Source organism: Amycolatopsis sp. NPDC043887 (genome assembly GCF_056435665.1).
This window is the reverse complement of the sequence record NZ_JBWKEB010000001.1, coordinates 552,460-565,815: the sequence shown is the minus strand read 5'-3', so window position 1 is coordinate 565,815 and position 13,356 is coordinate 552,460. Positions and strand designations below refer to the sequence as shown.

13 protein-coding genes and 1 tRNA gene are annotated in these 13,356 nt (G+C 68.8%); 3 read left to right on the top strand and 11 right to left on the bottom strand.

The window, feature by feature from the left end; translation table 11 throughout:
* Positions 1–143 precede the first annotated feature (143 nt).
* The 3 genes from AC069H_RS02815 to AC069H_RS02805 form a co-directional block, all read right to left on the bottom strand.
* Entirely contained in the window at positions 144–1,541 is a 1,398-nt protein-coding gene (locus AC069H_RS02815) for a glycoside hydrolase family 16 protein (protein WP_478231134.1), read from the bottom strand.
* Positions 1,542–1,727: 186 nt separating this feature from the next.
* Entirely contained in the window at positions 1,728–2,573 is an 846-nt protein-coding gene (locus AC069H_RS02810) for a S49 family peptidase (RefSeq protein WP_478223816.1), read from the bottom strand.
* A 19-nt stretch (positions 2,574–2,592) separates the two neighbouring features.
* Entirely contained in the window at positions 2,593–3,888 is a 1,296-nt protein-coding gene (locus AC069H_RS02805) for a histidine kinase (protein ID WP_125679199.1), read from the bottom strand.
* Between the two features lie 169 nt (positions 3,889–4,057).
* Here AC069H_RS02805 and AC069H_RS02800 point away from each other — a divergent pair, with 169 nt between their 5' ends.
* Positions 4,058–5,173, top strand: a complete 1,116-nt coding sequence (locus AC069H_RS02800; protein WP_478223817.1) for a serine hydrolase domain-containing protein — start codon at positions 4,058–4,060, stop codon at positions 5,171–5,173.
* A 76-nt stretch (positions 5,174–5,249) separates the two neighbouring features.
* Here the strand turns inward: AC069H_RS02800 and AC069H_RS02795 are convergent, their stop codons facing one another.
* The 3 genes from AC069H_RS02795 to AC069H_RS02785 all read right to left on the bottom strand — a co-directional run bounded on the left by AC069H_RS02795 (position 5,250) and on the right by AC069H_RS02785 (position 8,251).
* Positions 5,250–6,110 (bottom strand): Fpg/Nei family DNA glycosylase, encoded by an 861-nt coding sequence (locus tag AC069H_RS02795; RefSeq protein ID WP_478223818.1) that lies wholly within the window; start codon positions 6,108–6,110, stop codon positions 5,250–5,252.
* A 32-nt stretch (positions 6,111–6,142) separates the two neighbouring features.
* On the bottom strand, positions 6,143–6,583 hold the full coding sequence (locus AC069H_RS02790; RefSeq protein WP_125679202.1) for a DUF983 domain-containing protein: 441 nt from the start codon (positions 6,581–6,583) through the stop codon (positions 6,143–6,145).
* Between the two features lie 105 nt (positions 6,584–6,688).
* A complete protein-coding gene (locus tag AC069H_RS02785) occupies positions 6,689–8,251 on the bottom strand; it encodes a sigma-70 family RNA polymerase sigma factor (protein ID WP_478231133.1) in 1,563 nt (520 codons plus the stop codon).
* A gap of 199 nt (positions 8,252–8,450) precedes the next feature.
* Here AC069H_RS02785 and AC069H_RS02780 point away from each other — a divergent pair.
* Both AC069H_RS02780 and AC069H_RS02775 read left to right on the top strand, forming a co-directional pair.
* Positions 8,451–8,523 (top strand) — tRNA-Gly (locus tag AC069H_RS02780).
* 292 nt (positions 8,524–8,815) lie between these two features.
* The gene (locus tag AC069H_RS02775; RefSeq protein ID WP_478223820.1) at positions 8,816–10,522 is read left to right on the top strand and encodes a hypothetical protein; all 1,707 of its coding nucleotides are present in this window, start codon (positions 8,816–8,818) and stop codon (positions 10,520–10,522) included.
* Here AC069H_RS02775 and AC069H_RS02770 read toward each other — a convergent pair.
* From AC069H_RS02770 to AC069H_RS02750, 5 genes are all read right to left on the bottom strand, one after another.
* A complete protein-coding gene (locus AC069H_RS02770) occupies positions 10,517–10,810 on the bottom strand; it encodes a YiaA/YiaB family inner membrane protein (protein WP_478223821.1) in 294 nt (97 codons plus the stop codon). The two genes, AC069H_RS02775 and AC069H_RS02770, sit on opposite strands and share 6 nt — an antisense overlap.
* 66 nt (positions 10,811–10,876) lie before the next feature.
* Positions 10,877–11,278: an immunity 7 family protein gene (locus tag AC069H_RS02765; protein ID WP_340685979.1), complete on the bottom strand. Its 402-nt coding sequence runs from the start codon at positions 11,276–11,278 to the stop codon at positions 10,877–10,879.
* 10 nt (positions 11,279–11,288) lie between these two features.
* Positions 11,289–11,837 (bottom strand): DUF2716 domain-containing protein, encoded by a 549-nt coding sequence (locus AC069H_RS02760; RefSeq protein ID WP_478223823.1) that lies wholly within the window; start codon positions 11,835–11,837, stop codon positions 11,289–11,291.
* Positions 11,838–12,024: 187 nt separating this feature from the next.
* Entirely contained in the window at positions 12,025–12,633 is a 609-nt protein-coding gene (locus AC069H_RS02755; protein ID WP_478223824.1) for a hypothetical protein, read from the bottom strand.
* 75 nt (positions 12,634–12,708) lie between these two features.
* Positions 12,709–13,215 (bottom strand): hypothetical protein, encoded by a 507-nt coding sequence (locus AC069H_RS02750; protein ID WP_478223825.1) that lies wholly within the window; start codon positions 13,213–13,215, stop codon positions 12,709–12,711.
* Positions 13,216–13,356 lie beyond the last annotated feature (141 nt).

Sequence of the window (13,356 nt, the reverse complement as noted above, 5' to 3'; positions counted from 1 at the left end):
CTGCCCATTGCCGCGTTCCTTGTCCAGCCCGCTTCACGAAAGTCGAACGAAAAGGACGGCACCGGCACCCCCGCGCCTGGGGTGACCGGTGCCGTCATCTTTTCCGGTGACACGAACCGCCTCGCCGTGCCACATCTATCCCTTCACGGTGTGAAGGTGAACCAGTTGACGCTCACGAAATCGGCGGGCTGTCCGCTCGTGAAGGTCAGGTAGACGTCGTGTTCGCCGGTGACGCCGCTGATATTCGCCGGGATGGTCCGCCAGCTCTGCCAGCCGCCGGTGTTCGCGACGGCGAAGCTGCCGACGGGCGGGTTGGAGCGGCTGTCGAGCCGGACTTCGACGAGTCCGCTGACGCCGCCCGCCGCTCCGGACGCGACGCGCGCCTGGAACTGCCCGGCCGTTCGCGTCCCGAAGTCGATGCCCGGATACAACGCCCAGTCACCGTTGCCCGCGGGGCCGATGTTCTGCCCACCGCCGGAATCGGACGTGGCCTGTTTGGCGATCCCGGCCGCCTGGCCGTACGACTCCGCCTGGATCGTGCCGTACGCGCTGCCACCGCCGCCGGGACTTCCCGTGGTGGTCGTGGGGGTCGTGCCGCCGCCGCGGGTCAGGACGGTGACGTAGTCGACGAGCATCGGGTGTCCCGGCACGATCCCCGGCCCCGGCGTGGTGGTGCCGGAGTTGTTGTTCGGGAACGCGCCGCCGATGGCGACGTTCAGCAGCACGAAGTAGCCGGCGTGGTTCGTCATGTTGGCCCACGTCGTGGCGTCGACCTGGTTCTGGCTGACCGAATGGAACTGCTGGCCGTCCACCAGCCAGCGGAACACGTTGGGGCTGACGCTCGTGTCCCATTCGAAGGTGTAGGTGTGGAACGCGCTCTGACAGCTCGCGCCGGGGCAAGTGCGACTGCCGACCAGTCCGGTGGTCTCGTTGCAGGGACCGCCGGGGTTGACGCCGCAGTGCAGCACGCCCCAGACCGTGTTGATCCCGTTGACGTTCTCCATGATGTCGAACTCGCCGACTGCGGGCCAGTTCCAGTAGTTGCCGCGATACGGCGAGCCCAGCGCCCAGAACGCGGGCCAGTAGCCGAGCGCCGCGGCGCCGGTGACGTTCGGCATCTGGATGCGGCCTTCGATCCGCAGCGCGCCGCCGGCGGGTGGTTTGAAGTTCGTGCGCTGCGTTTCGATCCGCGCCGAGGTCCAGTTGCCCGCGCCGTCACGCAGCGGCGTGATCCGCAGGTTCCCGGAGCCGTCCTGGGCGAGGTTCGCGGGGTTCGCCGTGTAGTTCTGGATCTCGCCGGTGCCCCAGTTGCCCGGGCCGCCGGGGTAGCCGTGGCCGGTGTCGATGATCCAGTTCGCGCTCGACGGGAGCGAACCCGCGGCGCCGGTGAAGTCGTCGGTGAACACGGTGGTCCAGCCGGCCGGGGGCGGCGGGACGGCGGCGGACGCGGGCAAGGTCAGGGGGACCGTGATCAGAGCCGCGCCGGCGGTGGCGGCGAGCGCGATCTTCCAGCGGCTCGTTCGGGGAGAAGTAACGGACATCGGACCTCCTCGTCAACGCTGTCGAGGTTTGTTGCCGTTCACAACAAAGCGGTATGTCCGATATGAGACCTGGTCTGAACCACTTACGCCTACCACCGTTCGGGTGAATCGCTCCCTGCCGCAGGTGCAATGAAGGGGCCTTTCATCGCAAATTTTGCGATGAAAGGCCCCTTCATTGCACGCGGGTCAGAGGCCGAAGCGGCTCCAGGCGGCCTTGGACTGAACGGCGTCCAGAAGCGCGCTCGCCGCGGCGGGCGCGCCGATACCGAGCCGCGCCAGCAGCGGCTTCTTCGGTTCGGCGATCGCGATCTCGGCGTCCGGGTACCGCTCCGTGATCACCTGACGAAGGCTGCCGACGCCGTCGATCAGGCCGAGCTCGACCGCACGGGCACCCAGCCAGACGTCCCCGGTGAACAGGTCCTCGGAGCCGGAAAGCCGGTCACCACGACGTTCGGTGACCCAGTCGACGAACAGTTCGTGGAGCTGGCCGTGCATCTTCTTCAGCCACTCGATGTCTTCCGGCTTCTCCGGGCTGAACGGGTCGAGCCGGGACTTGTTCGCGCCCGCGGTGTGCAGCCGCCGCTCGATGCCGAACCGCTCCAGCAGGCCGGTGAACCCGAACCCGCCGCTGATCACGCCGATGGAGCCGACCATCGACGTCCGGTGCGCGTAGATCTCGTCGGCGGCGCAGGCCAGCCAGTACCCGCCGGACGCGGCGACGTCCTCGGCGAAGGCCAGGACCGGCACGTTCTTCTCGTCGGCGAGCTGACGGATCCGCTCGGCGACCAGACCCGACTGCGTCGGCGCGCCACCCGGCGAGTTGATCTGCAGCGCGACGGCCTTCAACCGCTCGTGCCCGAACGCGCGCGTCAGCGCCGATTCGACGGCGGCGAGGTTGATCGACCCCCTGGCCAGGGGTGACGGGGTCGGCGTGATCACCCCGTGCAGCTTCACCACGGCGACGACGTCCTTGCGTTCACCTCGATCGCCGATCATCGGGAGACGGGAGGTCAGCTTGTCCGCAACGCTCATACCGCCAGGTTACCGACGTTCACGACGGCAGCACGCCGCTGCGCGAACCGCTCACCCCGCTGGACTCGTTCGGACCGCCCTGAGGCGGGACGGTCGCGCTGTCGGCGGAGAAGTCCGGCAGATTCGGCCGCACACCGGGCATGAACTTCGGCACCCGCAGGGTCACCTTCATGCCGGCGCCGGGCGCCGTCTCGACCATGAGCGCGTAGTCGCGGCCGAACACCTGCTGCATCCGCTGGTTGATGTTGCCGAGACCGACGTGCGCACCCGTGCGGTGCTGGCTGCGGAGGTCCGCGAGCTTGGCGGGTTCCATGCCGATGCCGTCGTCCTCGACGCTGATCAGCGCTTCGGCGCCGTAGTCCTCGGCGATCACCGTGACGCAGCCGCCGGACGGCTTCGACGCGAGGCCGTGTTTGACGGCGTTCTCCACCAACGGCTGGATGATCAGGAACGGCACGACCACCGAGAGCACCTCGGGCGCGATCTTCATCCGCACTTCGAGCCGTCCGCCGAAGCGGGCGTTCTCGATGGTCAGGTACCGGTCGATGTTCCGCAGTTCCTCGGCGAGCGACGTGAACATGCCCGACGTCCGGAACGAGTAGCGCGTGAAGTCCGCGAAGTCCTGAAGCAGCTCTCGCGCTTCCTCCGGGTCTGTCCGGATCAACGACGAGATGGTGTTGAGCGCGTTGTAGACGAAGTGCGGGGAGATCTGCGCGCGCAGCGCCTTGATCTCCGCCTGCTGGAGCTGGTTCTTCGATTCGTCCAGCCGCGCCAGCTCGAACTGGGTGCAGACGAACTGCGCGACCGCGTCGGCCATCTGCACCAGCCGCCCGCGCGTGCGCCCGACGACCAGCAGCGCCGCCTCGGTCTCGCCCTCGACGATCAGCGGCACGATCACCGCGGTCCGCATCCGGCAGGTGCCTCGGTGGTTGCACGGCATCTTGTCGTGCGCGACGACCTCGCGGCGGTGCTTGCGGATCGCGTTGCCGATGGCGTCGACGAGATCGACGTAGTGGTCGTTGGCCTCGCCGTCCCAGGACAGCAGCGTGCCTTCGCTGTCGGTGATGCCGACGGCGACGCAGTCGAGCATCTCCAGCAGCTGGCTGGTGATCTTGTCGGCGACCTGCTCGTCGAGCCCCTCGCGGAGATCCGGTGTCGCCTTCGACATGCGGTGGACGGCCTGCAGCACCGCGTTCTCCACGATGCTCGCGGGACGCCTCAGCTTGATCAGGAGGACGACGACGAGGATCGCGAGCAGCAGCGCCACACCCCAAGGGATGATCTGCGCGATCTCGAGCCCGGACACGGCGTCCATGCTCTGCGCTCGACCAACCGGGTGCAAGGTCTGCTCCCCACTTTCCGTTGAGTTGTGACAACTGAGGGTGGGGCCGACCCTACCCAAGACCGGGGCGTTGTCCCCATGGTCGCTCCCCGTCGCGCCGGGAAGACTGTGCGCAGGCAATCGCTTCCGGGGGAGGAACACAATGCACGGATCGGGGAAACTCGCGGCGGGGGTGCTGGCGGGGGTCCTGCTGGCGAGCGGGACGGCGGCCGCGGCCGGGGATCCGGTGCGCGCGGCCGTCGGCGATCTGGTCGGCGAAGGGGGTTTCCCGGGAGCGGTCGTCCAGGTCCGGACCGGTGAGGCGGTCTCGCGCTTCGGCGCCGGATACGCGAACCAGGCGACGCGCGAACCCGCGGGGCCGCATCACCGGTTCCGGATCGCCAGCAACACCAAGGCGTTCGTCGCCACGGTGGTGCTGCAACTGGCGGGCGAAGGCTCGCTTTCCCTCGACGATCCGGTGGAGCGAAGGCTGCCCGGTGTCGTACGCGGACCTGGCTACGAGCCGGAGAAGATCACGCTGCGCACGCTGCTGAACCACACCTCCGGCGTGCACGACCCCCTGGATCCGCATTTCTTCGACCCGTACCTCGTCCAGGGGAACCGGGCGCACGTCATCACGCCGTCGGAGGTGATCCGGCGGTCGCTCGCCGACCCGCCCTCGTTCGCGCCGGGCACCGGGGTGGAGTACTCGAACACCGGATATCTGTTGCTGGGCAAGGTGATCGAGAAAATCACCCGCAACGACGTCCGCGAGGAGATCCAGCGGCGGATCCTCGACCCGCTCGAGCTCGGCCGGACGTATTTCCCGCTGTGGTCGCCGTTCCTGCGAGGTCCGCACCTGCACGGGTACGACATGCGGGGGAGGGACATGACCGTGTTCAGCCCGTCGTACGACTGGACCGCGGGCGCGATGGTGTCGACCGTCGACGAGCTCGCGACGTTCCATCGCGCGTTGCCGACAGGACGGCTTTTGGAACCCGCACAACAGGCCGAACTCAAGCGGCTGGTGCCGTACAGCGAGCTGGGTGCGTACGGCGCCGGCGTCGAGACGCTCAACCTGCCTTGCGCCGGTGGCAAGAAGACGGTCTGGGGCAACACCGGTGCGGGACCGGGGTTCTACAGCGTCTCGATGAGCACCGAGGACGGCTCGAAGCAGATCGTGCTGGCGCTGAACGTGTACGACCTCGCCGCGGACGTGCACGGCGGGCAGCGAGTGCCGAAGCCGCCGATGCCCGCGGTGATGGCCGCCCTCTGCTGACCGCGTTTAGTCCTCTGGATGCGGTACTTGCATGCGCAAGTACCGCATCCAGAGGACTAAACGCGGCAGTGACGGGTCACTTGAGCAGGCGCGACATCCGCCGGTCGGCCAAGGGTTTCCCGCCGGTCTGGCAGGTCGGGCAGTACTGGAAGGACTTGTCCGCGAACGAGATCTCGCGGATCGTGTCGCCGCAGACCGGGCACGGCAGCCCGGTGCGCGCGTGCACCCGCAACCCGGACCGTTTTTCGCCCTTGAGCCGGGCCGCGGACTGGCCGACCGACCGCGTCACCGCACTGGTCAGCACTTCGCTGATGGCTTCGAAGAGCCCGTCGAGCGCCCCTTCGGACAGCTTTCCGGTTGTGGCGTAGGGAGAAAGCTTCGCCATGTGCATGATCTCGTCGGAGTAGGCGTTGCCGATCCCGGCGATCAGAGACTGATCGGTGAGCGCCGTCTTCAACCGTTCGGTGCGTCCGGCGAACAACTTCTCGAGCCCCGTGCGGTCCAGCGAGAGCGCGTCCGGCCCGAGCCGCGCGATACTCGCGACCTCCTCCGGATCACGCACGATCCAGACGGCCAGCCCCTTCTTCGTCCCGGCCTCCGTGAGATCGAAGCCCGGACCGGCGGCCGCGTCGAGGTGGACGCGCAGCGAGATCGGCCCCTTGCCGGGTTTGAGCGGTGCCGGCGCCAACGCGTCGGACCAGCGCAGCCAGCCCGCCCGGGCCAGGTGGACGACCAGGTGGAGATCACCGGCGACGAGATCGAGGTGCTTGCCGAAGCGGCCGGCACCGGTGACCTCGCGGCCGTGCAGCTCCGTCCACGGCGGGGTCGCCGTCTTCAGCACACTGAGGGACGCCACGTCGACACGGAAGATCGTCTTGCCCACCGCGTGTTCACGCAGGTGGTGGGCGAGCGCTTCGACCTCGGGTAACTCGGGCATGGCCCCAGTCTCGCGTGTTCAGGCCGCCGCGACTACTCCACCGGGTGCAAGGGGCCGTCGAAATCCGGCAGCGAGTGCTTCTGGATGGTCTTCGTGATCTTCGAGACCTCGCCGCGCACGGTGAACATGCCGCGGATGGTGCCGACCCAGCGCTCCGAGGGCCTGTCGCCCGCCAGGTCGCCCTCGGTCTCGGCGACCACGGTCCACGGGCGGCGCAGGATCCACCGCAACGGGAAGAACAACGCGACCAGCAAGAGCGCCAGCGGAACCCACGACGGGATTCTCACGTCGGCGGGGGTCCACATGATGAGCACGATCGCGAGCAGCGCCGTCACGGCGATCATCGCGATACCCGGGCCGTAGCTGCCCGCCACATCGTGCTCGAAATCGTCCGCTGTCGCGGGAGCACGCCATTCCATCTGGGCTCGGACCACCCAGTCACGGCCGTCCTCGCCGTGCACCAGCCGGTTCATTCAGTCGCCTCCCGCGCGGCCGCTCGCTCGTCGTGAGCGAGCTCCACCGTACCGTGACGGGAGCCGGATTCGCGAGAGTTCGAGGGCGATATGCCCGCTCGGGCGTTATGGGCACGTCGGGTAGTCGACACCCGGTTCCGGATAGTGGGAAGTCGGTTTCACCGGGCTCGGCTCGTCTTCCGACGGATCGCCGGACGGGGTCCCGGTCTCACTCTCGGGCGTGCCCGTCTCCGGCGAAGTGGACCCTTCCGGGTCAGTCGTCGACTCCGGCGTGCTCGACGGCTCCGTCTCGTCACGGGAGGTCGTCGTGGACGTCGGGCTCAGCGATTCCCCGGGAGGGATGTCGTCCCGTTTCGAGGTGGTCTGGTTCGTGCCGGTGCCCGGTTCCGGGACCTCGTTCCGCGGCGCGGTCTCCTGCGCCGGATTTTGCTCGTCCGGTGGCCGCACGCCGTTATCGGCACCGCCATCGCCGGCCGCACCGTTATCACCGCCGCCGAGGTCCTTCCGCGACGTGCCCACACCCGGCAGGCTCGGCAGGTCGGACACTCCGAGTTCCGCGGCCTGGCCCCGCCCGGTCACGGCGGGCCGATCGCTCTTGCCGTGCATCCGGTCCTCGGCGATCCGCTGGGGCGGGAGCTCCACCGGCTTACCTTGGGCGGGCGGCGCCACCTGCGCCGGTAGCAACGCCAGCTCCGGCTGGCCGCCCCCGGACAGGCCGACGGTATGCGTCACGTCGGTGCCGAACACGGCCGGACCGGCGACGATCCCGACCGCGCCCGCGGCGGCCGTCGACGCCACCGCCAGGCCGACCTTCACCTTCGACCCGAGCAGAAGTCCCTTGACCGACGCGGCGAGCCCGGACAACGCCCCGCTCGCGTGGGCACCGGCGGCCGCCGGCACCAGCAAGGCGACGACACCGGCGTGCGCCCGCAGCGAGGAACAGACGTCACGCAGCTCGTCGTGCGTCGCCCGGCAGGACTGGCACCCGATCAGGTGGGTCTTGATCCGGCGGGCTTCGGCCCCGGTGACACTGCCCGCGGTGAACCCGCCCAGCTTCTCCACCACGGCCCGGCACGAATCCGGCCCGCGGTTCACCGACAGATGCGCTTGGAGGTACGCCGCCCGCAGCCCCTGCCGCGCCCGCCGGGCCAGCGCCGCCGTCGCGTTCGCGCTCAACCCGAAATGCGGCGCGACCATCGACGGCTGCTCGCCTTCGACCTCGGTCTGCCACAACACCGAACGCCACCGCTCCGGCAGACTCGTGAACGCCGTCGTGATCAGCGAATGTTCGGCCGTGCGGGCATGCGTGTCCGCGCCCGCCCCGGCCCGGAAGGTCAGCTCGTCGTCGCTCACCGGCACGTCACGACGCGCGCCGTGCCACTCCCACGAGACCCGGCGAGCCACCGTCAGCAGATACGCCCGGACGTAGTCCCGCGGCCCGGCGCCCCGGCGCAACGCCTGAAGCACCCGGAAGAAGGTCTCGGCCGTGATGTCCTCCGCCTCCGACCGGTCGGAGGCCAGACTGCGGGCCAGCCGGCGCACGGCGGCGGCGTGAAGTTCGAAAAGCTCCCCGAAGGCGGCGTCCTCCCCATCACGGAGACGCTGGAGCAATGCCTGCTCGTCGGATTCCGAGGCCGCCTGAAGCGGCACCGTGCCCTGCTCGGTCATCCGGCCAGGCACCTCCTCCCCGAAGGACTCACCATTCGGTCGAATGGGGACACCATACGGAGGTATGCAGCCGTCGTCACCCCTTGTACGCCAGGTGTGACACCGAAGCACCTGGAGGGGTGGGTGCGAACGGCTACAGACGGTCTGTGTATGGTGTGTCCACACTGCTTCAAACGAGTGTTGAAGCGCTGAGTGACATGCGGATGTAGCGCAGCTGGTAGCGCATCACCTTGCCAAGGTGAGGGTCGCGGGTTCGAATCCCGTCATCCGCTCGCAAGTGGGCATGGTGTGTCCAGGGAACGCCTGGACCATGACTTGCTCACCATGATTCCCGGGGGCTCGAGCCCTCGGACCCCCGGGTTACCTATAGCTCGCGTTGGCGAGTCGGTTGTCGGGCGCGTCTCGTTCACTCGTTCTGATGGTCACTAACTGCTACAGGTTCGGTGAGTGGGGTCACACGACCGTAGTAATTCGGATTTGTGCATATGTCGACCCGCTGGCGGGGGCCCTCACCTGGGGGTTCGGTACTTTGTGGACCGGATCTTCGAGCATGGGGGAACAAGCATGAGCGAGCGCACGTCGAGCGGCGACACCGCCAGCGTCGAGCCCGCCGCCGACCGTCCGCGAGCTGCCCGGTTGCCCCGCCCCGGCGCCGTGGCGCTGTGGCTCCTCCTGCTCGCCCCGATCGTGCTCGCGCTCGCCGAGGCCGTCAGGTCACCCCGGATGAACTACTGGGACTTCTGGCGCGTCATCGGCATCACCACCGACGCGAACGGCTCGCTCGACCCGGCGACCTTCACCGAGCTGTACAACGAGCACCCGGTCGTCATCGTCGCGATGCTCTTCTGGGCCGACGCGAAACTCTTCGCCGGTTCCAACGCGGCCCTCGGCATCGCCACGTTCGTGCTGGCACTGGCCACCTACCTCGCGCTCTGGCGCATGCTCCCCGAGAAGCTCACCGGCCTTCCCCGGCTCGCCGTCCTGACCGCGCTTTCCCTGCTGGTCTTCTCTTCCGCCGGGACTGACTACTACGGCGCGGGCTGGATGGGCATCCAGTGGTTCGCCGGTATCGCCCCGGCCGTCGCGGCCATCGCGTTCGCCCATCGCGGCCACACCGTCCCCGCCACGATCCTCGCCGTCGTCGCCAGTCTCGGCCACGGCGCCGCCTTCCCGGTCTGGATCGCGCTCGGCCTGATCGCGTGGCTTCGCCGGGACAGGCCGTGGAAGGTGCTCCTTCCCCTGGTTCTGGGCCTCGGCGTCCTCGTCCTGTGGCGCCTCGCGACCAGTAACGAGGCAGGCTCGCCACCCGCCATCCTGGGCGCGGACACCTACTTCGGCTCGGTCGTGACCGTCCTCGGCCGCACCTGGGCGGCCTCCACGGCCGACACCGCCATGGTCTGCGGTGTCGCCATGCTCGTGGCCATCGGGCTGGCCGTCACCGACGCGGTCAAACGACGCGGGACGGCGCCCGAACAGACGGATCAGGTGAACGATTCGGGCTGGGTCGGCCTCGGCCTCCACATGGCGCTGGCGGCAGTGCTGATCGGGCTCGGGCGTGGACGGTACAGCAACATCGAGGGCCTCTCGGCCCGCTACGCGATCATCGGCCTGCTCGCCGTCGGCGCGCTCCTCGTCCTGCTGGCCGTCCGGGCACAAGGGCGCGTCCAGCGCTACCTCGTCCCGATCGCGCTCGTCGTCGGGCTCGGCACCTATGCCGTCGGATCATCGAGTGCGTACCTCCTCCGGAAGGACTATCCGACTCAGCCCGTCCTCGCGGTCGCCATGCAGACCGGCGCCGCGTCGGTCGTCAAGAAGATGAACGCCTACCCGGAGTTCCTTCCGAAGTACCAGCTTCTGGGCGTCTACCCCTTCACCCCCGACTTCACCCTCGGGTGTGGTGCGGGCGGGCCGGAACTCGGGTCGCGGATCGACGTGGCCGCGACGCCGGTGATCACCGGCGCGCCGAACGCCGAGCGGACCGCCGGATTCATCGAAAGCCCCGCGGTCACCGGCGACACCACTCTCACCGGCTGGGCCTTCCTCGGCGGCGAACAGCCCGACTGCGTACTGGTCACCGACGCGGCGGGCACGGTCGTCGGTGGCGGTGCGGTGGGGTTGCCACGTCGCGACGTCGCGACGGAGTTCGGCACCATCACCGGCCGCGCCGGCTGGGAAGCGGTGGCGCGGCCGGGCCTGAAGGACGGTCTCGTGTTCGCGAGCCGGGAAGGCCGCCTCTACCGGCTGGCCCCCGGAGCCCCGGCTGGCTCATAGCGCGGGCGTTTTGAAGGGGTCGTGCTCGGCGAGGAGTTTGTCGACGCGAGCCTGGTCGACTCTGCTGACGACGGTGTTCTCGTCCTGCCGGTCACGAATGCATTTGGCGAGGGTGAACGCCGAGGTCGTCAGGAAGAGCATGCCGAGGGCGAGGAAGCCGCGGACCCAGCCGTCGACCGGCAGGTACCAGATGCCGATGACGACCGCGATCAGCGCCAGCCCGAACGAACACGCGGCCTGGACGAAGAACGCGACGGTGGTGGGAGGCACTGCGGAGGTTTTCGTCATGCGTACCAAGGTCGCGCCGAGCACCCCGCGATGTCTTGAGTACGGCTACTCAAGAAGGGTTGCGATTCAGATCTCGTAGCCGTCCATCACGGTCGGCGCGACCGGTGACAGGTGGTCGTCGCCGCGTTCGGAGACCAGGCCGCGGGCCATCCGGTACACCTTGAACTCGTTGTCGTGGTCGGGATCCTGGTCGTCCCAGACGTGGAGGAGACCGTAGGAGCCCGGCGCGAGATCGCCGACGCGGGTGAACAGGTCCACCAGCTCGGGCGCGATCGCGGTGCCGTGCTTGTCCATGCCGCCAAGGTGCAGCACCGGCACCCCGGCGGCCCAGCGGAGGTCGAGCAGGTCGGCGTCGCCGAAGTCGCGGACGGCTCGGTGCACCCGCTCGACGATGCGCTCGAGCAGCGCGGCGTCGTCGTCACCGGAAGGGCTCGCTTGGATGGTCACCCACCCGTGGTATTCGAACACCCGCCTGAGTTTAGGCAGGTCCGCCCGCCATCACGGCCGGTGCCCCGTCGCGCCGCAGCACGTTCTTGAAAATCTGTTCGCCGTGCTTCTCGAAGGCGGGCACGAGCTTCTCGCCGTACACGCACAACGTCCGCTCCCACGGGTGCCCGAGCGTGCCGAAGCGGAAGTCGTTCGCCAGGAACATGTGGTAGTCCGTGCGCGGGAACACCGAAACCGGCCACGGGTCGAGCGCGGCGTGCCGATGCGGATAGAAGCGGTACGACTGGTGCTGCCAATGCAGCACCCAGACCCACTCGTCCTCGGCGACGCAGTCCTTCAACGCCGCGAGCGCGACACGGGCGACGTCGTTCTGCTCGACGGCGTACGGGCCGAGCCGGAATTCCGGTGACGAACGGTCGAGACCTCCTGGCGCGAGATCCCACGCGACGGACGGAGCGGGTTCACGGAAACCGGGCCAGGCGTGCGCGTAGGTGCTCGGCCAGAACGCGAGCTTGTCGTAGACCCAGTACCAGGCGGGCTCATCTACGACCCTGGAGATGGCTTCCCAAGCGTTGTTCACGAGCGACCCTCGGTGGTTCGGCCGGTTAAGACTGGGAAAGCTTCGTGTTCAGGGCCCAAGTTGTCCAGCTCGTGGGCATTCTCCGCGAAACTGTCACCTGATCAGGTGTCTTGCGCCGTCGCCGGAACCGTGAGAATGACGGTGCGTGAACGGCGAGCCCACCGAACGCGGGCTCGCCGTCGTTCGCTCACGCGGCCGCCTCCCAAAGACTCATGAAGGCCGAGGCCTCACTCCGCACCCATGGCCGCACCTTGTCGCGATCGCGCGGCGACAACGCGAACTCCTTCGAGCGCCGAACGTCGATCACCAGCGGCCGCCCGCCCGGCCGCAGCTCGTCCATGGTCTGCTCGAGCAACCACAGCACCATTTGCGCGGCGTCCCGGCTCAATGGCTCCTCCTTGAAATAGAGCCAGGTCACGTACACCGGCCCGTCTCCCTTGCGCAGGCCGAGATGAGGGTTGATCCCCACTTCGAGCGAGCCGAGCCGCCATCGCGACCGGCCGACCTCCGCCAGCCGCAGGTCACGCCGCCCGACGTAGCGCAGCCAGCCGTCGGCGATCTCGGTGTAGTGCGGCCGCGTGCGCTCGTCCGCGTTCTCGACCAGTGCCCGCAGCACCTCGCGATCCCCTCCGGAGATCCGCCCGGCACGGATCGCGTTCGCGGCACGGAGGTAGAAATTGAACCCGCCCCGGGCCGGGTCCTCGTACTGACGGCGCCAGCGCCGGACGAACGAGGAACGCGAGGGACCCGAGCTCGTGCTGTACCCCACGAACGTGGGCAGGGTGATGTAGGCCATCCGTGTCTGCCTTTCGCCGCTGTTCCTGCTGGACAACGACCATTTTAGAACACATGTACGACAGAAACCGGGGCTTTACGGGTGACGCGGCGGAGGAGGCCAAGGCCCTTCGAGCAGCTCGGCCGACTCCTCGAGGATCGGCACCTCGCAGACGTCCCGCGGGGTGAGGTCGGTCGGGATCCAGCCGTCGAGCATCGCCGACCACCGCGCGATCCCGCGCAACGACGGCGGCGACCCGAGCAGCTCGCCGACCTCGCTGACCAGCGCGCCGCCTGCCGCGGGCGAGAGGCGGCCTTCGACCATCGCGGTGAGCCAGCCGTGGATCAGCAGCCAGCGGGCGGCCGTCGGATCGGCGGGCAGTTCGAGGCCGAGCTCGTCGACGACCTGGCCGAAAGCCTTGTCGACGGCGGCTTCGGCGGAGGATTCGAGCCCGGCGAGCAAGGCGAGGGACGGGGTGTCGAGTCCGGCGACGATCGCGTCCAGACCGGCCTCGACCAGATGGGAGGTGCGGACGTCACGTCCGGCGAGCCTGCCGATGGCCAGCTCGCGCAGCGCGCCGCGACACGCGTCGATTTCCGTCACCCGGCACTTCCCACGTCCGCCACCGTACCGGCGGGACCGCCCGATCGCCGCTGACCAGCCGAAAGAGCATCACCCCGATGGACCCGCGCCGTCGCCTCCGGACCGTGCTGGACCTGCGCCGAAACGGACGCAAGAATGGGA